15 protein-coding genes are annotated in these 21,583 nt (G+C 67.2%); 6 read left to right on the plus strand and 9 right to left on the minus strand.

Features of this window, described 5'->3' with window-relative positions; all coding sequences use genetic code 11:
- Positions 1 to 149: 149 nt before the first annotated feature.
- The 5 genes from trmD to ffh form a co-directional block, all read right to left on the minus strand.
- Positions 150 to 884, minus strand: coding sequence for a tRNA (guanosine(37)-N1)-methyltransferase TrmD (trmD, locus tag LTH96_RS06590; RefSeq protein ID WP_241464924.1), 735 nt, complete (start codon positions 882 to 884; stop codon positions 150 to 152).
- 14 nt (positions 885 to 898) lie between these two features.
- Positions 899 to 1,483 (minus strand): ribosome maturation factor RimM, encoded by a 585-nt coding sequence (rimM, locus tag LTH96_RS06595; protein WP_241464925.1) that lies wholly within the window; start codon positions 1,481 to 1,483, stop codon positions 899 to 901.
- Positions 1,484 to 1,502: 19 nt separating this feature from the next.
- Positions 1,503 to 1,745 (minus strand): RNA-binding protein, encoded by a 243-nt coding sequence (locus LTH96_RS06600; protein ID WP_036476533.1) that lies wholly within the window; start codon positions 1,743 to 1,745, stop codon positions 1,503 to 1,505.
- A gap of 17 nt (positions 1,746 to 1,762) precedes the next feature.
- Positions 1,763 to 2,170: a 30S ribosomal protein S16 gene (rpsP, locus tag LTH96_RS06605; protein WP_241464926.1), complete on the minus strand. Its 408-nt coding sequence runs from the start codon at positions 2,168 to 2,170 to the stop codon at positions 1,763 to 1,765.
- Between the two features lie 217 nt (positions 2,171 to 2,387).
- A complete protein-coding gene (gene ffh, locus LTH96_RS06610; protein ID WP_241464927.1) occupies positions 2,388 to 3,992 on the minus strand; it encodes a signal recognition particle protein in 1,605 nt (534 codons plus the stop codon).
- 97 nt (positions 3,993 to 4,089) lie between these two features.
- Here ffh and LTH96_RS13280 point away from each other — a divergent pair, with 97 nt between their 5' ends.
- Genes LTH96_RS13280 through LTH96_RS13285 form a run of 3 tightly spaced genes read left to right on the plus strand, consistent with a single transcriptional unit; the run spans position 4,090 to position 10,416 of the window.
- Positions 4,090 to 7,230, plus strand: a complete 3,141-nt coding sequence (locus tag LTH96_RS13280; RefSeq protein WP_241464928.1) for a glycosyltransferase family 2 protein — start codon at positions 4,090 to 4,092, stop codon at positions 7,228 to 7,230.
- Positions 7,223 to 7,615, plus strand: a complete 393-nt coding sequence (locus tag LTH96_RS06620; RefSeq protein WP_241464929.1) for a hypothetical protein — start codon at positions 7,223 to 7,225, stop codon at positions 7,613 to 7,615. The genes LTH96_RS13280 and LTH96_RS06620 overlap by 8 nt, the downstream gene beginning before the upstream one ends.
- Complete coding sequence (locus tag LTH96_RS13285) at positions 7,612 to 10,416, plus strand: glycosyltransferase family 2 protein (protein WP_241464930.1); 2,805 nt, start codon at positions 7,612 to 7,614, stop codon at positions 10,414 to 10,416. The genes LTH96_RS06620 and LTH96_RS13285 overlap by 4 nt, the downstream gene beginning before the upstream one ends.
- A 24-nt stretch (positions 10,417 to 10,440) precedes the next feature.
- Here LTH96_RS13285 and LTH96_RS06630 read toward each other — a convergent pair whose 3' ends face one another.
- The gene (locus LTH96_RS06630) at positions 10,441 to 12,636 is read right to left on the minus strand and encodes an acyltransferase family protein (protein ID WP_241464931.1); all 2,196 of its coding nucleotides are present in this window, start codon (positions 12,634 to 12,636) and stop codon (positions 10,441 to 10,443) included.
- Between the two features lie 204 nt (positions 12,637 to 12,840).
- On the opposite strand from LTH96_RS06630, the gene wecC reads away from it, so the two are divergent.
- Positions 12,841 to 14,076, plus strand: a complete 1,236-nt coding sequence (wecC, locus tag LTH96_RS06635) for a UDP-N-acetyl-D-mannosamine dehydrogenase (protein WP_241464932.1) — start codon at positions 12,841 to 12,843, stop codon at positions 14,074 to 14,076.
- A 6-nt stretch (positions 14,077 to 14,082) separates the two neighbouring features.
- Here the strand turns inward: wecC and LTH96_RS06640 are convergent, their stop codons facing one another.
- Complete coding sequence (locus tag LTH96_RS06640) at positions 14,083 to 16,251, minus strand: acyltransferase family protein (protein ID WP_241464933.1); 2,169 nt, start codon at positions 16,249 to 16,251, stop codon at positions 14,083 to 14,085.
- A gap of 202 nt (positions 16,252 to 16,453) precedes the next feature.
- Between LTH96_RS06640 and ftsY the strand changes: the two genes are divergently transcribed.
- Entirely contained in the window at positions 16,454 to 17,653 is a 1,200-nt protein-coding gene (ftsY, locus tag LTH96_RS06645; RefSeq protein WP_241464934.1) for a signal recognition particle-docking protein FtsY, read from the plus strand.
- Between the two features lie 73 nt (positions 17,654 to 17,726).
- On the opposite strand, the gene LTH96_RS06650 is transcribed toward ftsY, so the two are convergent.
- Both LTH96_RS06650 and LTH96_RS06655 read right to left on the minus strand, forming a co-directional pair.
- Positions 17,727 to 18,443: a FadR/GntR family transcriptional regulator gene (locus LTH96_RS06650; protein WP_241464935.1), complete on the minus strand. Its 717-nt coding sequence runs from the start codon at positions 18,441 to 18,443 to the stop codon at positions 17,727 to 17,729.
- A 153-nt stretch (positions 18,444 to 18,596) separates the two neighbouring features.
- Entirely contained in the window at positions 18,597 to 19,871 is a 1,275-nt protein-coding gene (locus LTH96_RS06655; RefSeq protein WP_241464936.1) for a DDE-type integrase/transposase/recombinase, read from the minus strand.
- 234 nt (positions 19,872 to 20,105) lie between these two features.
- Between LTH96_RS06655 and eat the strand changes: the two genes are divergently transcribed.
- Entirely contained in the window at positions 20,106 to 21,539 is a 1,434-nt protein-coding gene (eat, locus tag LTH96_RS06660) for an ethanolamine permease (RefSeq protein ID WP_241464937.1), read from the plus strand.
- Positions 21,540 to 21,583: the final 44 nt, after the last annotated feature.

Below are 21,583 nucleotides of genomic sequence, written 5' to 3' on the forward strand. Positions count from 1 at the left end.
ACGGCGCACAAGGCGCCGATCACGCCGGAATCCGGCGCAGGTCAAAGCGTAAGGATCCGGATCGGGATGATTTCCCTCTCCGGCGGCCTGTCTGTTGACGGTCATCCCCTATGGCAGATGGAGCCGCCCAGCAGGCACGGTGGCCAATTCTATGTCAGATTCCGCTCCTGCGCGACCACGTGCTTGGCCCACAGATCGGGGCGCAGCTTCCGGGTGCGGACGTCCTGCTGCGCCGCGCGCCAGGCGCCGATCTTCGCGTGGTCCCCGGAGAGCAGGATCTCGGGCACATCGAGGCCGCGCCAGCGCGCAGGCTTGGTGTAGACCGGATACTCCAGCAGGCCGTCGGCATGGGACTCCTCCGCCAGCGACTCCGGGTTGCCGAGCACACCGGGGATCAGCCTGGTGATGGCTTCGACCATGACGACGACGGCGGACTCCCCGCCGTTGAGCACATAGTCCCCGATGGACATGGGGCGCACCTGGAAATGCTCCGGCGCCCAGTCGAGCAGCCGCTGATCGATGCCCTCGAAGCGTCCGGGGGCGAAGACCAGATGCTCGGCCTGGGCCAGCTCTTGAGCGGTCCGCTGAGTGAGCACCTCCCCCGCAGGGGTGGGAATGATCAGGATCGGGGGATCATCCGATGCCGGGGTCTCCCGCTGGGTGAGCACGTGCTCCAGCGCCAGCGCCCACGGCTCGGGCTTCATCACCATCCCGGCGCCGCCGCCGGTGGGGGTGTCATCGACGCTGCGGTGCTTGTCGAAGCTGAAGTCGCGCAGCTGGTGCCGGTGCAGGGTGAGCAGTCCCTCGCGCTGGGCCTTCCCGATCAGGGAGAGGTCAAGGACGTCGAAGAACTCAGGGAAGATCGAGATGAGGTCGATCCGCATGGCGCGCTCCTCGCTCAGAAGAGGCCGGGCGGCGGGGTCAGCACGATGCGCTGATGCTCCGCATCCACCTCGGGCACGAGCTCTTCGACGAAGGGGACCATCACGTCCTCGCCGGAGACGGCCGTGACCACGAGCAGATCCTGCGCCGAACCGGTGATCAGCTCCTTGAGCGTGCCCAGGCGCTGACCCTGTAGGTCCACGCAGGCGAATCCGGCGAGCTCGTGGCTGTACCAGCCGTCCTCGTCGGAGTCTTCCTCCATCGGCACCTCGACGTAGAGGGTGGAGCCGCGCAGGGCTTCGGCGCTGTCACGGTCAGTGATCTCGCGGAAGCTCAGCAGCGCGATGCTCTTGTTCCAGCGCTGCCGGGTCACAGTGAGCAGCGTGGTGATCCGGTCGACGGTCTGATCGCCGGCGATCCGGATGATCACCGAACCGGGAGCGAGTCGCTGCTCCGGGTCATCGGTGAAGAGTTGGGCAGTGACCTCGCCACGGATGCCGTGGGGTTTGCCGATACGAGCGACCCGCAGGCGCTCTGCCGAATCTGGCAGTGCCTGCGGGTCGGTCTCATATGCTTCCTGGCCTTGCATGCCAGCAATCATGGTGCAGTCCTCATATCCGTCAGCGGCTGCGGTCGGTGTCGACCACGTCGACGCGGACATCGCCCCCACCGGGGAGGGCGGAGACCACAGTGCGCAGTGCCTTGGCGGTGCGCCCGGCCCGACCGATCACTCGACCGAGATCATCCGGATGAACTCGCACCTGGAGGACGTCGTAGCGACGCCCGCCCTTACGGCGGACATCGACGTCATCGGGTGCGTCCACGATTCCGCGGACCAGGTGTTCGAGCGCGTCACTCAGCACTGCATCAGCTCCCATGATTACTCTGCATTCTCCTGCGAAGCAGACTCAGCTGCCTCGTCGGCAGGAGCCGGAGCCTTGGTCTTCTTCTCCTGGATGACTGAGCCCTTGCTGGGAGCGACGAACTCCTCCTTCGGGGCCTTGGTCCGCAGAGTGCCTTCGGAGCCTTCGAGGCCCTTGAACTTCTGCCAGTCACCGGTGACCTTCAGCAGTGCATTGACCTGCTCGGTGGGCTGTGCGCCCACGGAGAGCCAGTACTGAGCGCGCTCGGAATCGATCTCGATCAGCGAGGGCTCCTGCGTCGGGTCGTATTTGCCGATCTGCTCGATGGCGACGCCGTCACGCTTGGTGCGGGAGTCGGCGACGACAACACGGTAGAACGGTGCACGGATCTTGCCCATGCGCTTCAGACGAATTTTAACTGCCACTTGAGTGGTCCACTCCTGTTTCTTGTTTCAGGGGCGCGGTCAGGCAACGGATTGCGTGGGGACGTGCTGCACAATCGAGGCGACCACTTCAGAACATTGTCCCTACGGCGGGTTTAGAGGGTGCCCTCCGTCGAACAAAGTACCTGCCTATTGTGCCAGAGATCGGCCGAACACGCGATCTGAGACCCGGTCAGCCCTGCTCAGCGCAGGCCGAGACTCAGCGCAGGTACTTCTCGAATCCCTTGGGGAGGTTCAGGTCCTCGGGCTTGAGATCCTTCGTGCCTGCGCCGAAGCTGGAGCCGTCCATCCGCTTGGCGGCACCCTGGGTGCGCTTGAGCTCAGCCTCGCGGGCCTCCTGGGCGGCCTTGGCCGGGTTGCCGGACTTCTTCTTGGGCTTGGGCTGGGGCTTGCGCTTCTTCGAGGCGCCTCCTCCGGCACCCATGCCGGGCATCCCGCCCATCCCCGGCATCCCGCCGCCGCCGGGCATCGAGGGCATGCCCCCGCCGCCGGCCATCTTCTTCATCATCTTCTGTGCCTGGGTGAAGCGCTCCAGAAGCTGGTTGACCTCGGAGACGTGGACGCCGGAGCCCTTGGCGATGCGGGCCCGGCGGGAGCCGTTGATGACCTTGGGGACGTTGCGCTCATAGGGGGTCATCGAATAGATGATCGCCTCGACCCGGCCGATGGAGGACTCGTCGAACTGGTCCAGCTGCTGCCGCATCCCCTGCGCGCCGGGCATCATGCCCAGCAGCTTCTTCATCGAGCCCATCTTCTTGAGCTGCTGCATCTGACCGAGGAAGTCGTCGAGGGTGAAGTCCTCCTGGTCGGCGAACTTCCTGGCCATCTTCTCGGCCTCGCCGCGGTCCCAGTTGGCCTCGGCCTGCTCGACCAGGGAGAGGATGTCACCCATGTCCAGGATCCGACGAGCCATCCGGTCCGGGTGGAAGACCTCGAAGTCTTTCAGCCCTTCACCGGTGGAGGCGTACATGACGGGCTTGCCGGTGACCGAGGCGACCGAGAGCGCGGCACCGCCGCGAGCGTCGCCGTCGAGCTTGGTGAGCACCACGCCGGTGAAGTTCACGCCCTCGTTGAAGGCCTGCGCGGTGGTGACCGCGTCCTGACCGATCATCGCGTCGATCACGAAGAGCGTCTCGTGCGCGCCGACGGCGGCCTTGATGTCAGCGGCCTGACGCATCAGCTCGGCGTCGACGCCGAGGCGCCCGGCGGTGTCGATGATGATGACGTCGTGGAGTTTGCTGCGGGCCTCGGCGAGACCATCGGTGGCCACCTTGACCGGGTCACCGGTGGTGGACTCGAATTCCGAGGACACGCCGGGGTGCGGAGCGTAGACGGGAACACCGGCGCGCTTTCCGCCGACCTGCAGCTGGGTGACCGCGTTGGGCCGCTGAAGGTCACAGGCCACCAGCATCGGGGTGTGGCCCTGGTTCTTCAGATGGTGCGCCAGCTTCCCGGCGAGCGTGGTCTTGCCCGCACCCTGGAGGCCGGCGAGCATGATCACCGTCGGCGGGTTCTTGGCGAAGGCCAGTTCACGGGTCTGCCCGCCGAGGATCCCGACGAGCTCCTCGTTGACGATCTTCACGATCTGCTGACCCGGGTTCAACGCCTGTGCGACCTCGGACCCGAGGGCGCGCGCCTTGACCTTGGCGATGAACTCGCGGACCACCGGCACGGCGACGTCGGCATCGAGCAGCGCCCGGCGGATCTCCCGCGCGGTGCCGTCGATGTCGGCCTCGGAGAGCCTCCCCTTGCCGCGGAGGTTCTTGAAGGTGGCGCTCAGGCGATCGGAGAGGGAGTTGAACACGTCTGGGATGTCCCTTGGGTCGTGGATGGTGGCTACGCAGAACGGAGCAGAGTGCGACCACTGCGCAGTGGATGTACCGAGGCTCTAGAGTATCAATGTGCGATGGATAGACCTTCACCCCAGTGACACCGCCTCCGAGACCTCCACCGTCGCGGAGCGGGTATCTGCCACCGACGCTGATGTCCTCAGTGCGGCCCGGGCGGCGCACCACACCGCCCTGGAGGCCGCCGAGCAGGCGCACCGGGCCGCGGCCGGCGCCTGGTCAGGTCCGACGCAGAAATCGGTGGCGCCCAGCCTGCATCAGCATCACGCATCGGCGCACCTCAGACGCGCCGACGAGCTCTCCGAGCCCGGGTCTTCAGCCACGCGCGCGAGCGCAGACCACGTGGAAGCGCCCACCGTCGCGTGGCGGAAGGCGCTCGGCGACGCGACGCAGCTGCCCCCCGCGGAGGCCGGGGTGTCCAGACCGCGCCTGGACCTGCGCGTGGGTCTGGTCGCCGGGCCGCGACTGCACGCCGGGTTCTTCGGCCTCGCCGAACTGCGCGATCTCACCGCCGAGAACTGGCAGACGGAGCTCGAGGATCTCGACCTGGTGCTGATCGGCTCGGAGGCAGAGGATTCCCGCGAATTCCTGTCCGAGACCCTGATCCCCGCAGCCCGCGACCAAGGACTCAGTGTGGCCCTGGTGGTCACCTCCGGACCCCGGCTGGGATCCTGGTCGGCGATCGCCGAGATCTGCACCCAGGTCTTCGCCCCAGACCCCGAGGCCGCCGCCCTGCTGCGCAGCCACTGCCCCGAGGACACTCCGGTAGAGGTCATCCCGCACCCGGTCAGCCCCGTGCTTCACTCCCCCATCGGAACCCGCCCGGCGCGCACCCCGCTGATCGCGCTGCTGGGCATCGAACAGCTGCGCCCGGCCGCGCACCTCGAGGAACCCCAGTTCATCCCACCGCTCTTCGACGGGGTGCTGGGCTCCGGCCGGCCGACGGCGCTGCTTCCACCGCATCTCACCCCCGGCTTCCCGGCGATCGAGACGGCCTCCGAGCCGACGTCACAGACCACGCCCCCACCCACGTCGGTGCCGACCCGCCGGCCGACATCGGAGCCCTCAGCACCACTGCCCTCACCACCACTGACGTCACCACCCGCCGCCCGCGAGCCCCAGGCCTACCGATGGGCCATCCCGGCCGACTATGCGCCCTGGACCGTGACCCGCGCAGAGGCGGCACTGCTGGGAACGGCCCCGGAGTCGGCCCGGCTGCAGCGCGCGATGGACGTCGGGCTCGCGGTCAATGCCGTGAAGGACTCCCAGGCGGTGTTCGATCCGCAGATCCTGCAGCTGCAGGCCAGCGGCACCATGGTCTTCTCGACCTATAACCAAGGCGTGAACTCCTACTACCCCCAGGTCCACATCGCGAACTCCGCAGAGGACGTCTCCAAGACGCTCGAGACGATGACCCTGGAGGAGCTGCGCCGGGTCCAGGGCGACGGGATCAGGAAGATCTTCACCGATCAGCACGGCAGCGACGTGCTGACCCGAATCGCGGCCAAGGCCGGATGCGCGGTCGAGACGGCCCAGGATCGAGTCCTGGTGGTGGCCGATGAACTCACCGACGCCCTGCGCGCCGACATCGCGTCCCAGACCCACCCCAGGGTCGAGATCGCCACCTGGGCGGAGCTCGCCGCATCGTCTGAGGACGACGACGCCGAGGGCCCGCACCACCACGCCAGCCTCGATGCCGCTGTCGCCCCCCTGACAAGCCGCTTCGAGATCCTGGTGCCCCTGGATTCCGCTCGACGCTACAGCCCGGAGTACCTGGCCGATCACGTGGCGGCGTTCCGTTATCAGGCCGCCGCGGTGACCACGAAGCTCGACGGAGCCGCCGCCGACACCGACGACGCCGCCCACCAGCGCCGGGCCGGCGTCACCGACCTGGGCCTCTCTGCCTGGTGGCGGCCCGCGTCTTCGGCCCTGCAGTCCCCCGACGCTCTGCTCGGAACCCTTGAGGCGGACCAGGGCGCCTCGAACTCGATCATGCCGGTCTACGCCCTCGACCACCTGGGGCACCGGCCCGCCGGAGCCCGGCGGCAGATCGACCGTGCGCAGGGCACCGACATCGCTGAGGCTCGGGAGGAGTTTCGCCAGACCGCCCAGGAGCAGGGACTCGAGCTCGCCGTCGTCGTCCCGATCTACAACAATGGGGATCACCTGCGGCACAAGGCCTTCGCCTCGCTGCGCCGTTCGGGGATCTTCGAGAAGATGCATGTCCTGCTGATCAACGACGGCTCCACCGACGCCTCCACGGTGGACACCATCGAGGAGCTCGCCGACGCCTGGCCCAACGTCTCGGCGTTCCATCACCCTCTGGGCGGATCCGGCTCAGCATCCCGTCCGCGCAACACCGGGCTTGCGCTGAGCTTCACCGAGTTCGTCACCTACCTCGACCCCGATGATGAGGAGCTCGAGGACGGCTATTGGGAGCTGCTGGAGCGGCTGCGTGAGGCACCCGAGGCCGACTATGCGTTGGGCACCATGGCGGTCTGGACCCGCAACTACGCGGTCCATGACTACCACGAGCGGTTCCAGGCCGGCGTCGAGCACCGGGACGGACTGGACTGGCCCAAGCCCGATGGCCTGGTCACGCTGAACTTCCGGCCGGCCTCCATCGAAGCGCTGGTCGCGCGCACCGTCTGGCTCCAGAGCCTCGGCCTGGTCCAGCCTGTGGGCGCGGTCGGGCAGGACACCTACTTCTTCCAGCAGATGTTCTTCCACACCCGGGCCTATGTCCCGGTGTACCGACCGGTGTATACCTACTACGGAGCGGTGGAGACCTCCATCGTGAACGTGATCTCCCCGAACTACTTCCGGAAGTACCTGATCCTGGAGCAGGATCGCGCAGCCTGGCTGCGTGAGGTCGGACTGCTCGAGGTCTACCGCGAACAGCGCTTCGAATCCTTCTTCGTCTCCTGGTACCTGCAGAAGTTCAAGCATGTGCTGCCTCACGATCGTGACGAGGCGGCAGGCGTGCTCCGGGAACTCATCGCCGCGTACGGAGACGTGCGTTGGCGAGACCCGCGCGGCAGAGAGTTCTTCCGCAGCCTCGAGGGGCGTCTTGGACCTACGAACGCTTCATCCCGCGGCCGGACCGCGGATCACAGCAGGACCGGGGATCGCAACAGCGCCGCCGGGGGCGGCCGGGACACCATCGATGTGAAGGACAGTGAAGGCGATGACTGAGACCGAGCAGACCAGCACCACCGCGGCGGCGCCGACCGAGGACGCGCTCACAGCCGAGACCGACCTCAGTGAGAACACCCGTGAGGTCGTGGTCGAGCTGCTCAAGCAGCACCAGGCGCTGCTCAGCGAGCTCCACTGGGCCTATGGCCAGCTCGAACGTGTCCAAGAGGTCGACATCGCAGCTCTGAAGCAGCGCGTCTCGGAACTCGAACAGCGCCGCCCCGGCGGGAAAACCTCACGGGCGACGTCCGTGACGGCGTCCTCGAAGCTGCGCAAGCGTGTCGAGTTCACCTTCCAGCATCCCGACAAGGCCGCGCGGGCCGCAGGACGCAAGCTCTCAAGACCGTTCGAACAGGTGGCCCGCAGAGCTGGGTTCAGCCGGTGACTCCCCAGGCGGGCCGCCCCAGCCCGCACCTGCGCCAGGCTCGCCTGGAAGCAGGCGCCGCTAGGATCGCTGAGCTCCTGGCCGCACCCGACCCGCTGCGCGCGCTGCACGAGGGCGGGTCCCTTGCGCTTCTGGGCCCGGCTCCCGGAAGCCCGTTTTCTCGGGGCCGGACTGACGCCTCGGACCTGATCGAGCAGCTGGCCCCGGCGATGGCCGCGCTGCCAGACCCAGAGTCCGGGGTCTCGAGGCCGCGCCTGGCGCTGCGTATAGCAGTCATCGACGACGAGGCGACCCAGCAGGTGCTTCGCGGGGCCGCTGAGGTCATCGGCCTTCCCGCGACGCAGCTCAGACAGGACCCCTCGGCGCTTGACGGTGTCGACCTGGTGATCCTGACTCCGGTCAGCATCGGCGCCCGGTACAGCTTCCCGCCGGAGGGGACCGTGGAGAGCACCGAGGACGAGCGTCAGGCCTGGGTGAAGCTGCTGCTGACCGAGGTGATACCCGGCTGCCGCAGCCGAGACATCCCCGTCGTCTTCTGGGACCGCACCACGCGCAGCACCACCGCCACCGGGCGCGACCTGGCCAGCGCCTGCGACCGGGTCTTCGCGGTCTCAGACGAGGCCGCCCGCCGCTATGCCGCCACGCGGAGGAACGAGACAGCAGTCCTCCGGGTGCCGATGGTGGTCAACCCGCTGCAGAACACGCCGCTGGGCACCCGTGGAGCCGGCTCCACAGTCATCACCATGGGCGACGCCCAGGTTGCCCAGAACCCCGAGGACCTGCGGATGATGGCGGACTGGATCCTCGACGGCGTCAGCGCCCAGGGCCTCCCCGCCGCGCTGCTGCGCCGGGGTGAGGCGGACACCTTCCCGGCCGGCATCGGGGCGGGCTTCGCGGCACGCCACTGGCCGCTGCTCGTGGACAATCCCGGACCCGCCGCGATCGCGGCCATCGACCGGGTGACCGACATCGGCATCGTGCTCAATGACGTGCTCCGCTCCCAGATCCTCTATGACCGGCGCATCATCGAGCTGCAGGCCGCCGGCTCCCTGGTGCTCAGCGGCTACAACCAGGGCGTGAACTCCTACCTGCCGCATGTGAGGATCCCGCAGTCAGCGGTGGACGTCTCCGATGCCCTCTCCTCACTGACCCTCGGGGAGCTCCGGCGCGTCCAGGGGGACGGGATCCGCACCGCCTTCAGCAACCACCACGTCTCTGACGTGCTCGCGATCATCTGTGCGGCGGTGGGCTTCTCACCAGCGCCACCACCAGAACGGGTGCTCGCGGTCGTCGAGCAGACCGCCCCCCAGAAGCAGGGGGACCAGTTGGACCAGGTACTGGGCGCAGAGATGGCTTCGCAGACCTACGCCGAGATCCCCCTGGTCTCCTGGGACCAGCTGCCGGCCCGCCACGGCAGCTATGACATCCTGCTGCCGGTCTCCGCCGAGCGACACTACTCCCCCACCTACGCAGCAGACATGGTCACCGCGTTCCGCTATCAGCGCGCCGGCATCGTCTCGAAGCTGGACGGAACTGCCGAGGAGACCGATCACGCCGCGCTGCGCCACGGGACGCTGTCTCCTGCAGCGACCGAGACGCTCTCCCTCGACCTCACGGCCTGGTGGCATCCCGCCGTCTCCGCGACCGCCAGCGCCCCGGCCCTGCGAGCGCATGCCCGCGATCAGCGGATCCTCTTCGGCGATCATCTCGGTCATCATGCTCGGCTGACCGGCGCCTCGGCCCGGCGAGATCGCCCCTCGCTGGTGGCAGATGAGGATCGCGCGGCGAGCTCCGCGCTCGTCGCCGCCACGGCGCAGGCACTGGATCTGCAGCTGACCGTGATCGTGCCGGTCTACAACAACGGTGATCACCTTCGACATAAGGCCTTCGCCTCGCTGCGCCGATCTTCGGTGTTCGAGAAGATGCACGTGCTGCTGGTCAACGACGGGTCGACCGACCCGGTCACGGTGGACACCGTGGAGGAGCTGGCCCACGAGTACCCGAATGTGACGGCCTACCACCACGGCGGGGGCGGCTCGGGTTCTGCCTCCCGACCGCGCAACACCGGCCTCGAGCTGACCCAGACCCCCTTCGTCACCTACCTGGATCCCGATAATGAGGCGGTGGAGGACGGCTTCGCGCGTCTGCTGTCGGACATCTCCTCGCACGAGGACGTCGACTTCGTGCTCGGTGATATGACCCAGTGGGCCAGCCGGTTCGGAAGGCTGCGCTACAGCCAGCTGCTGAGGGAGGCCCTTGCTGACTACCAGGATCCCTCCGGCACGATCACCGTGCCGCGCGATGCCCTGGAGCGACTGCGCTTTCGACCCATGGGAATCCAGACCGTCATCGCTCGCACCGAATGGCTCAAGGGCTGCGGACTCGAGCAGCCCCTGGGCGCGGTGGGTCAGGACAGCTACTTCTTCCAGCAGATGCTCTACTGCGCCCGCCGCATCCGGGTGCAGAACATCGGGGTGCATACCTATTACGCGGTGGTCAGTGACTCCACGGTGAACACCATCAACCCGGGCTACTTCGAGAAGTACCGTCCGCTCGACGCCGCACGCGCCGACTGGCTGCGCGAGGTGGGCAAGCTCGAGGCCTACCGGGCCCTGCGTCTGGAGCCGTTCTTCGTGAGCTGGATGCTGCCGAAGCTTCGCCGGCTCGAGTCAGATCCGGCCAGCTGGCTCTTCGCGGCCGAGACCCTGGAAGACATGCTGGGATACTACGGGGATCACCAGTGGACCACGGCTGAGGCGATCGAGTTCTGGGACCAACTGGCTGAGGCGCGTCGCGGCTGAACACTTAGATGATGCCCGAGCCGGTCATCGCTGCAGCGCGGGCTCCATGCGTTCGCCCAGCTCGCCGGTGACCGACCGCACGAAGTTCTGTGAGACGTGGCTGTTGTCGTTATAGGTGATCGCCCCGCCGAGGACCGCGTAGCAGGTGGCCTCCTCCTCCGAACACAGCAGATCCTCCGTCGGCACGAAGTGGTAGTTCTCCGTATCGGCGAAGACCGTCTCGGACTGGGTCAGCCAGCGCTCCGTGACCCGGGTGTCCTCAAGGTCGTCGTTGCAGGATGACGGGTCCTCCTCGTTCAGCGCCACGCACTCTGGCAGCGTCTCCTCGTCATTGCGCTCGACGTTGAGCCGGGGAATCTCGCCCAGGACCACGACCGCCTTCTCGGCGTCGAGCCAGACCTGGATCGGGGTGAGGATGCTGCGCGCCGTACCGGTGAGCTCCACCTCGGAGTCCGGCAGGTCCACCTCGACGTCAGGGCCCGCGAAGCCACCGGTCATCTGGCTTCCAGCCACCACGACGGTCTCCACCTGGTCATCCTCGGAGAGCATTCCCAAGATCTCCAGATTGGCCTCTCCACAGGGGTCATCGGCCCCTGAATAGGTCGAGGCCCGTGGGGTGCAGCCGGAACGGGTCAGCACGAGCAGCTGTTTGCCGGCGTCCTGCGCGATCTCATCGAGGGCCGGCAGCCACATCGTGGCGTGGGAATCACCGAACACCGCGATGGTGCCGTCGGCCTCGGACGCCTCGGCGCCGAGCCAGCACTCGGGGACCCCTGCGTCCTGCGCTTCGGCCTGGCACCCGGGATGCACCGGTGCCTGTGGCTGCTCGGCGACCTCGGCCGCCGAGGGCGTGAGCCCCAGCGTGCTTTCGAACGGGTCTCCACACTGGTCGGGATTCGCCAGCGCCCGGTAGCCGTAGCAGGGGTGGTCCTCGGAGAGCTCCGAGGCGGCGAACTCCTGCTCGACGACCTCCACCGAGTAGTGGGCCACGCCCACCACCAGGGCCATCCCTGCGCCGGCGGCGATCATGGTGCGCCAGGTGGGCAGCAGGACCTTCGCTCGGCGCAGCGGAGTCTCGTAGAACCGGGTGCTCAGCGCGGAGATCACGATGACCCCGAGGATCAGGGCGAGCTTGACGTCCCACTGCTCGGCGTTCTCCAGCAGATAGGGCGCGAAGATCACCACCGGCCAGTGCCAGAGGTAGATCGCATAGGACCAGTCGCCGATCGCGGTGACCGGGCGCAGCGAGAGCCACCAGTGGATCCCGGTCCAGCGCCCCTTGCCGCCGAAGGCCAACAGCAGGGTCGCCCCGACGGTGGGGATCACCGCCGTCCAGCCAGGGAACGGGGTCATCTCGCTGTAGGCGCATGCCGAACCCAGGATCATCGCCAGTCCGACCCAGCCCAGCAGATTCCCCCAGCGTCCGGTGAACTGGCTGGCGCCGAGGACCAGGGCGAGCAGGGCGCCCAGCGCGAACTCCCAGATCCTGGTGGGCGTGATGAAGTACGCCTGGGCGGAGGACTCTGCGGTGTAGCCGATCGAGAAGGCCAGGGAGCTCGCGCCGAGGAGTCCGATCACCCAGAGGAAGATCCTCCGCGTGTAGTTGCGCGGCACCGCCTCAGCATCGGCCGGACGCCGACCGCGCCGAGCCAGGATGGCGATGCCCAGGACGACGGCGAGCAGCACCGGCCACAGGACGTAGAACTGCTCCTCCACGGAGAGCGACCAGAAGTGTTGGACTGCGGTGGCACGTTCATCGGCCTTGGAATAGTCGATCGCGTCATCGGCCAGGACCCAGTTCTGCACATACAGCGTCGAGGCCATGATCTGCCGGCGGGTGCCCTGCCATTCGGTGCTGGGCAGGATCATCACCGCCGCGACCGCCGTGAGTCCCAGCACCAGCAGGCTCAGCGGCAGCAGGCGCCGGATCCTGCGCGCCCAGAACCGCCCCAGCCGGATCCGCCCGGTCCTTGCCGCCTCCTTGAACAGGTGCGCGGTGATCAGATAGCCCGAGATCACGAAGAACACGTCAACGCCCACGTACCCGCCGGTCAGATGCTCCGGCCAGAAGTGATAGGCGACGACGATCAGCACCGCCAGCGCACGCAGGCCCTGGATCTCCGGCTGGAACCGTCCGCCGCGCGAGGTCCGCCCGGTGTGCTCCGGCACGGTCGGCACAGCGGCCGGCATGGCGCAGGTGGGCTCAGCGCGTGTGGGCATAGGCGGTTCTTGGATTCCTTCGACGCTCGATGGCAACCGCTCCAAGATATCGCCGTTCTCCGAGAAACCCCGACCCCGCACCGGACCCCAGATTCTGGCGTTTGAATGAGGTAGTGACCGCAAGAACCCCCTGGGATAGACTCGCGTGCTGTCAGCCTCCTCGGGCTCTCAGCTTCACCGTGTCGCCTAGGAAAGTGATCCACCTTGCCAAGGAACATCTCGCGCGTCGCCGTCATCGGGCTCGGCTACATCGGTCTGCCCACCGCCGCCATCCTCGCGGACCATGGCGTCACCACGATCGGCATGGACGTCTCCGAACGCAATGTCGCGGCGATCAACCGGGGCGAGGTCCCCTTCGTGGAGCCGGGTCTGCGAGAGGTCCTGCAGCGCGCGGTGATCAGCGGCACGCTGAGCGCGACCACGCAGACACCCGAGGCCGACGCCTATATCGTCGCGGTGCCCACCCCCTTCACCGAGACCCACTCGGCCGACCTGTCCTACATCGAGGCTGCCGCAGACGGGATCGCCGCGAAGCTCACCGGTGGGGAGCTGATCATCCTTGAATCGACCTCCCCACCCGGGGCGACCGAACACCTCGCGCAGCGCATCCTGTCCGCCCGCCCCGATCTGAGCACCGCCGACATCCTGGTCGCCCACTGCCCCGAACGCGTGCTGCCGGGGAAGATCATGGAAGAGATGATCACCAATGACCGGATCATCGGCGGACTGACGCCCGAGGCCGCCGAGGCCGCCCGGGATCTCTACGCAGCCTTCTGCAAGGGTGAGTTCCTGCTCACCGACGCTCGCACCGCCGAGATGGCGAAGCTCACCGAGAACAGCTTCCGCGACGTCAACATCGCGTTCGCCAATGAGCTCTCGGTCATCAGCCACAAGCTCGGGATCGACGTCTGGGAGCTCATCGAGCTCGCCAATCACCACCCGAGGGTCAACATCCTCCAACCCGGTCCCGGGGTCGGGGGTCACTGCATCGCAGTGGATCCGTGGTTCATCGTCGACGCCGCTCCGCAGGACGCGAACCTCATCCGCACCGCGCGCCAGACCAACGACGCGAAGCCCGAATGGGTGCTCGGCCGGATAGAACAGGCTCTGGAATCGGCAGGGACCGGAGCCACGGTGGCGCTGCTGGGACTGGCGTTCAAGGCCAACATCGATGATCTGCGCGAGTCCCCCTCGCTGCACATCGCCGAGCAGCTCGCCCAGCGCGCCCCCGATGCGCAGCTGCTCGCGGTGGAACCACACATCGAGGCGCTTCCCGCGTCACTCGCCGGTTTCGGCAACGTCGAGCTGAGCGGACTCGACGAGGCGCTGGAGCGTGCCGACGTCGTCGTGCTGCTGGTCGATCATCAGGTGTTCAAGGAGCTCCCGGTCTCACGCCTGGCAGACGCCACGGTGATCGACACCCGCGGCATCTGGCGCTGAGCCGCTCTAGGAGTTCCCGGCCAGCGCCGGCTCCATCCGGTCGGTGAGCTCGGCGGCCGTGGAGCGCACGAACGTCCGGGCGAGGTGGCTGTTGTCCGAGTAGGTGATGGCACCGCCGAGCACGGCGTAGCAGGTGTCCTCGCGGCAGACCAGATCCTCGGTGGGCACGAAGTGGTAGTTCTCTTCCTCGGCGAAGACCTCGGCAGAACGGGTCAGCCAGCGGTCCCCCACCCGGGTGTCCTGAAGCGTCTCGTTGCAGGCAGAGAGGTCATCCTCGTTCAGCGCCACGCACTCCGGCAGGGTCTCCTCCTGCTCGTCGTTGCTCATCCGTGGGACCTCGCCGAAGACCACGACGTCCTTCTCCGCCTCGAGCCAGCGCTGGATCGGCTCGTACATCGCCAGTGCCGAATCGTCGAGGTCATGTTCCTCCGCGTCCAGACCGAGGTCGCGGCTGGGTCCGCCGAACTCGAAGTGCCGCTGGCTGGCCGCCACGATCACCGTCTCGACGCTCTCATCCTCGGAGAGCTGGTCGATGATCTCGGCGTTGGCCCTGAGGCACTCGCTGGAGTCGGCCCCGACCTCCCCGCCTCGGGGTGTGCAGGCTGAGCGCGTGAGCACCAGCAGCTGCTTCTCCTGCTCCTGGGCGATCTCGTCGAGCGCCGGGAGCCACATCGTGGCGTGGGAGTCGCCGAAAACCGCGATCGTGCCGTCGGCCTCGGACTCCTCCGCCCCGAGCCAGCATTCCTGCACGCCGGGGGTGTCCTCGTCGGCCTGGCAGCCGGGGAACGCCTCTTCCTGGTACTGCTCCGTCACCACCGCGGGCGTGGGAAACAGCCCGAGCTCGCCCTCGAACGGGGTGCCGCATTCGTCGGGGTTCGCCAGCGCCTGGTAGCCGTAGCAGGGGTGGTCCTCGGTGAGTGTGGAGTCAGCCGCGCTGGACTGCATCGTGGAGACCGCTGCGATCCCGGAGACGATGACCAGCACCATGCCGGCCCCGGCGGCGACCATCGTCCGCCAGGTGGGCAGCAGGATCTTCGCGCGACGTATCGGGGTCTCGAAGAATCGGGTGCTCAGCGCGGAGAGCCCGATGATGCCCAGGATAAGCAGGACCTTCACGTACCAGAACCGGGCGGCGTCGCTGATATAGGGCGAGAAGATCACCACCGGCCAGTGCCAGAGGTAGATCGCGTAGGACCAGTCGCCGATCGCGGTGGCGGGTCGCAGCGAGAGCCACCAGTGGACCCCGGTCCCGGGTTCGCGGCCCCCGCAGGCCAGCACCAGAACGGTCCCCAGGGTCGGCACAAGCGCGGTCCAGCCGGGGAACGGGGTCGCATCGGTGTAGAAGACGGCTGCGCCGGCGATCATCAGGAACCCCGCCCAGCCGAGCAGATTGCCCCACCGGCCGCTGAACTGCCGGGATCCCAGGACCAGTGCCGCGATCGCCCCCAGGGTGAACTCCCAGATCCGAGTCGGGGTCACGAAATAGGCCTGCGCGGGTGCTGCGGCGGTGTAGTAGATGGAGAACGCCAGTGAGAACGCCCCGAGCAGCCCGACGACCCACAGGAATGCCGCCCGGATCTGACGGCGCTCGAGCGCCGGAGCGCCGGAGCGCCGCTGCCGGAACGCCAGGAACATCAGCGTCAGCGCCAGCAGGACCGGCCACAGGATGTAGAACTGCTCCTCGACCGAGAGCGTCCAGAAATGTTGAACCGCTGTGGCCCGCTCGTCCGCCTTGGAGTACTCCACGGCGTCGGCGGCGAGGATCCAGTTCTGCACGTAGAGCGTGGAGGCGATGATCTGGCGCAGGGTGGCCTGCCACGCGGTGCTCGGCAGGATCAGCACGGCGGAGATCGCGGTCAGCAGCAGCACCAGCAGGCTCAGCGGCAGCAGCCGGCGGATGCGGCGGGCCCAGAACTGGCCCAGCCGCACTCCCCCGGTCTTCACGGCCTCTTTGAACAGATGCGCGGTGATCAGGTAGCCCGAGATCACGAAGAACACGTCGACGCCGACGTAGCCGCCGGTGAGGCGGTCGGGCCAGAAGTGGTAGAGCAGCACGACCAGCACCGCCAGCGCACGCAGCCCCTGGATCTCGGGCTGGAAGCGGGTCGGGGCTCCGCCGGCGGCCGGATGAGGCCGCCCTGAGGCCGTCGCCTCCTCCGAAGAAGTCGAAGTCACGCTCATGTGCGCCTCTCGCCTTGTCTGATCATCGACACCGGGGCGCCGCTGGGTTCACATCCATCGCAGATCTTTCTGCGACCTGGATGGTCGCCGAAGACTCCGATGCCGCACCTTACTCCAGGGTCCTGGAGGTTCGCGGGAGGTGGGAACCTTCGTGGCCTTGGCCTCCGGCTCGGCGGGTCTGTGACAGACTGGGCCCGTGGATTTTGACGTACTTATTCTGTTCATCGTTCTTGCTGTGACTCTGCTCGGCACCCTGGGATTCTTCCTGGTGCAGGGCGGAAAGCTGCTGCCCAAGGACAAGCGTGAGCAATACCTGACCCAGCGCGACCCGGATGACCTCCCCTCCGGCGGGGTGGACACCCTTGAGGCTCCCACCGAAGACCGCCCGGGGACCGCGGAGCCGACCCTCGGCGACGGCGTCGACACCCTCGAGGAGCCGACGGTCGTTGAACCGACCGTCGAGACCCCCGAACCGGTGGCCGGACGTCTGGCCAGGCTGCGCGCCCGGCTGGTCAAGTCCAACAACATCTTCGGCAAGTCGCTGCTTGCGCTGCTGTCTCGCGACGAGATCGACGAGGACGTCTGGGAAGAGATCGAAGAGGTCCTGCTGATGGCGGACCTCGGCACCGATCCCACCATGGAGCTCGTCGACAGGCTCCGCGAACGGGTCAAGGTCGAAGGCACCAAGGACCCGGTCGTGGTCAAGGCGATGCTCACCGAAGAGCTGACTACCCTGGTCGATCCCACCCTTGATCGCCGACTCACGGTGACGGCGGAGGGTCGTCCCGCGGTCATCATGGTCGTCGGCGTCAACGGCGTCGGCAAGACCACCACGGTGGGCAAGCTGGCCCGGATGCTGGTCGCCGAGGACAAGGACGTGCTCCTCGGAGCGGCCGACACCTTCCGCGCAGCCGCCGCCGAACAGCTGAGCACCTGGGGTCACCGGGTGGGCGTGCCGACGGTGAAGTCCGACGTCGAAGGCGCTGACCCGGCGTCGGTGGCCTATGAGGCCGTGGACAAGGGGATCGAGCTCGAAGCCGACGTGGTCATGATCGACACTGCAGGCCGGCTGCAGAACAAGTCCAACCTGATGGACGAACTCGGCAAGGTCAAGCGTGTGGTGGAGAAGAAGTCCGCCGTCGACGAGGTCCTGCTGGTCCTCGACGCCACCACCGGTCAGAACGGCCTGAACCAGGCCAAGGTCTTCTCCGAGGTCGTCAACGTCACCGGCATCGTGCTGACCAAGCTCGACGGCACCGCTCGAGGCGGCATCGTGGTCGCCATCCAGCGCCAGCTCGGCGTCCCGGTGAAGCTCATCGGACTCGGTGAGGGGCCCGACGATCTCGCACCCTTCGACGCCGCCGAGTTCGTCGCCGCGCTGCTCGAAGACCACTGACCATCAGCGCCCGCTGACCCTCGGCAGGCGCTGCACCTCAGCGGTCCTCCGCCTGCGGAATCCGCGAAGCCGCCTAGCTGAGGAATCCGCGCAGCAGCGAGGCGGTGCCCTCCAGGTGATCGATCATCAGCGACTTCGCCCCGGACCCGTCACCGGCCAGGATGGCCGTGGTGATCGCCAGGTGCTGCTGATTCGAATGCTCGAGATTCGCCGGCAGCAGCGGAATCTCATCCAGCAGCGCGCTCACCCGCGCCCGGGTGTCGGTCACGGCGGTGATGAGCGACGGGGACCCGCTCAGCTCGGCGACCGCGATGTGAAACCGAGCGTCACGGGCGCGATAGCTGGACCGATCGGCGCGCTCCAGATCTGAGAGACAACCCTGAAGGTGCTCGCGCGCCGAGGCGGAGAGGTCTGCCTGGGCCGCCAGCTCCGCGGCGGCCGGCTCGAGCACCGCGCGAAAGACCAGCACGTCGCGGCGCTGCAGGGGATCCATGTGTTCTACGCCCTGCGGCGTGGCGCTCGGCGCCTCCAGGATGTAGGTCCCGCCGTAGCGACCCCGACGGACGTCGAGAAAGCCTGCCTGCTGCAGCTCAGCGAGGGCTTCGCGCAGGGTTGCGCGGGAGACCCCGAGGTGCCCGGCCAGTTCCCGCTCCGGGGGCAGCTTCTGTCCCGGGGGGAAGAGTCCGACCCGGATCGCCTGGAGCAGATGCTCGATCGTCTCCTCGAACGTATTTCCTGAACGCACCGGACGCAGCACCGCATAGGGGTTCCCGAAGTCTGCCGCCGTCATCTGGTCCTCCGTTCCGGCTCACGCACTGGCTCTGGCCTCAGCCTACGGGCTCCCCCGCGCGGGGTTACGACATGGGAGTCCACCTCCGTGGTGCCTCACTGCCAAGTCCTCGGGAACTACAAGCCGTGCCTCAGATAAAAGTCCCCGCGAAACCTAACCGACCTGCCGATTGAATCGGATACCACCAGGATCAGGCATCGCGGTCGCGGTCGCGGTCCGAACCTCTCGCTCAAGCTCTCGAGTCTTCTCCCCGGCCAGCCTGATCAGCTGTTGTTGGATCTGATCGATCTCCGCAGCAATGGCCATGGGGTTCAGTCGATCGTGGTGATCTCCGAGTTCACTCTGCTGAGCGGGGCCCAGGATTCCAGAGGCCACCAACCTGCGAAACGGTGTCTGCGGAGCGTCGTAGATCCGCTTGCGTCGACCGAGCGTGTCGGTGGACCAGCGGATCGGTTTCTTCGTCGGGGTCAAGAAGTTCAACCGCTCATTGACCAGGGGCCAGAGCCGGTTCAGCAGCGCCAGCTCCGCCGCGGTGTCATACCGGTAGTAGAACCCATAACGCCGAACCACGTGCCCGTTCTTGGACTCTATGGTGGCCTGATCGTTCTTCTTGTAGGGCCTGGACCGGGTGAAGTAGATCTGTCTCTGCCCGGCCCAGCTGACCAGGTCGTGGTTGATGAACTCCCCGCCGTTGTCGAAGTCCAAGCCGCTGAGCAGGTACGGAATTGATTCCAGAGCGGCTTCCATGACGGTCAGGATATGTATCCGTGCGTTGTTGCGGATCGCGCGGGTGAACACCCAGCCGGTGTGCACATCTGTGAGGTTCACCGAGCGGGCGAACTCACCTTTGAGGGTGGGGCCGCAGTGGGCGACGGTGTCGACTTCGAAGAATCCGGGTTCGTCCTCGACCTCGTCACCGGCCCTACGGATGTTGATCGAGGCGCGAAGCAGCGATCCGGGCTTGGTCGTGGACCTTCCGCGCAGCGGCTCCTTCGCCTTTGCCGGGGCAAGGTAGCGATCAATCGTCGCGGCGCTCATCGCGAGCAGCTCCTCGCGCACCTCGGGGCTGTATCGATCCTGGCCCGGGATCAGCGAGCCATGGCGTTGCATTGCTTCGATCCATTCGCTCATCGAGGCAGCCAGGTATTTCCCACACAGCCCACCGGAGACCGACCAGATCTGTTGCAGCACCACCAGAGAGTCGTAGGAATATCTGCGTGGACGACTCTTGCGTCGGTCCAGGACAGCCACGGTCGCGCTTGTCCGCCCGGGTGGTTGGGTGATGCGTCGGCGCAGCTGCTGACGGGCGTGGTCCCGGTTCCAACCGGTGATCCCGACAACGGTGTCCAGGATCGCTGCCTTTTGCTTCTTCGTCGCCCGGGCGTAGGCCTGCGCGTACTTCTTGGTCACTTCGATGCGGGTCCTCATCGACACGTCCCTGTCAGCCATACCCCATCGTTGCCGTGCCACAGGTCCTGCGGAAGATTTCGCGGGGAGAAGTATCTGAGGCACGGCCCCTGCTACGCGGGGACTTTATATGAGGATCGTCGACCTCTTGACGCCCCGGGGGAGAGCTGTCAGAATTCCGCACAGCACCATGGACTGAAATCAGTCCTTTGATGGTCTCCCCCGTCGGGTCGAATCCACAAGAGGTGGACAGCCATGCCGCATGACAAGAGCAGGTCATTCCTCGCTGATTCCAGCTACATGGCGCATCGCCGGCTCAAGACCGGAGCCGCGGGGTGGATCCTGCTGGCAGGCCTGGGCGTGTCATACGTCATCTCCGGGGACTTCGCGGGATGGAATCTCGGTCTGGCCGAAGGCGGGTGGGGCGGTCTGCTGATCGCCTTCGTGCTCATGGGCTTGATGTACACCTGCATGGTCTTCGGCCTCGCCGAGATGTCCTCCTCGCTGCCCACCGCAGGCGCCGGCTACGGCTTCGCCCGGCGGGCCCTCGGCCCGCTCGGCGGCTACGCGACCGGTGTCGCGGTGCTCATCGAGTACGCGGTCGCGCCGGCCGCGATCGCCACCTTCATCGGCGGCTACATCGAGGCACTGGGCCTGTTCGGCATGACCAATTCCTGGCCCGTCTACCTGGCGGCCTATGTGGTGTTCGTGGGCATCCACCTCTACGGAGTGGGTGAGGCGCTGCGGCTGATGTTCGGCATCACCGCGATCGCCGTGCTCGCCCTGGTGGTCACCGTCATTGCCCTGGTTCCGCATTTCGACGCCGCCAACCTCTTCGACATCGTCCCGAACGACGCCGTGGGAGCCAGTGCGTTCCTGCCGATGGGCTACGCCGGAGCGATGGCGGCGCTGGTCTACGGGATCTGGTTCTTCCTGGCGATCGAAGGCGTGCCGCTGGCCGCCGAGGAGACCACCGATCCGAAGCGCGACATGCCGCGCGGCATCATCGTGGCGATGCTGATCCTGCTGGTCACCGGTGCGCTGATGCTGGTCCTGGTCCCCGGGGCGGCAGGCGCAGAGTCGATGAGCACCTCCGACAATCCGCTGCCCGAGGCGATCCGCGCCGTCGCCGGCCCCGACAGCGTGATGGCGAGCATCGTCAACTACGCCGGACTCGCGGGACTGATCGCCAGCTTCTTCTCCATCATCTACGCCTACTCCCGGCAGCTCTTCGCACTCTCCCGCGCCGGTTACCTGCCCCGCTGGCTCTCACTGACCGGGAAGCGCCGGACCCCGTGGGTCGCGCTGATCGTGCCGGGGACCATCGGCTTCGTGCTGGCGGCGGCCACCGGGGACGGAGGCCTGCTGATCAACATCGCGGTCTTCGGGGCCACCGTGTCCTATGTGCTACTCAACCTCTCCCACATCGTGCTGCGCCTGCGCGAGCCCGACCTCCCGCGGGCCTACCGCACCCCCGGCGGGGTGGTCACCACCGGCGTCGCGCTCGTCCTGGCCGTGGTGGCGGTGATCGCGACCTTCCTCGTCGATGTCTTCGCGGCCTCCATCACAGCCGCGGTGTTCCTGGCCTTCCTCGCCTACTTCTGGTTCTACAGCCGCCATCGCGTGGTCGCCAACGCACCGGAGGAAGAGTTCGCCCGGGTCAAGGACGCAGACTCCACGCTGAACTGAGCCCGACCGGTCACCCACGCCCCTGCCATCACCCCTGCAACCCA

Source organism: Nesterenkonia sp. LB17 (assembly GCF_022565915.1).
GTDB lineage: Bacteria > Actinomycetota > Actinomycetes > Actinomycetales > Micrococcaceae > Nesterenkonia.

Excerpts from the sequence above, each read along its gene's own strand:
- LTH96_RS06630 (WP_241464931.1), bottom strand. The coding sequence starts at position 12,636 with ATGCCCACACGCGCTGAGCCCACCTGCGCCATGCCGGCCGCTGTGCCG.
- rimM (WP_241464925.1), bottom strand. The coding sequence starts at position 1,483 with ATGATTGCTGGCATGCAAGGCCAGGAAGCATATGAGACCGACCCGCAG.
- trmD (WP_241464924.1), bottom strand. The coding sequence starts at position 884 with ATGCGGATCGACCTCATCTCGATCTTCCCTGAGTTCTTCGACGTCCTT.
- LTH96_RS06620 (WP_241464929.1), top strand. The coding sequence starts at position 7,223 with ATGACTGAGACCGAGCAGACCAGCACCACCGCGGCGGCGCCGACCGAG.
- eat (WP_241464937.1), top strand. The coding sequence starts at position 20,106 with ATGCCGCATGACAAGAGCAGGTCATTCCTCGCTGATTCCAGCTACATG.
- LTH96_RS06655 (WP_241464936.1), bottom strand. The coding sequence starts at position 19,871 with ATGAGGACCCGCATCGAAGTGACCAAGAAGTACGCGCAGGCCTACGCC.
- LTH96_RS06650 (WP_241464935.1), bottom strand. The coding sequence starts at position 18,443 with ATGACGGCGGCAGACTTCGGGAACCCCTATGCGGTGCTGCGTCCGGTG.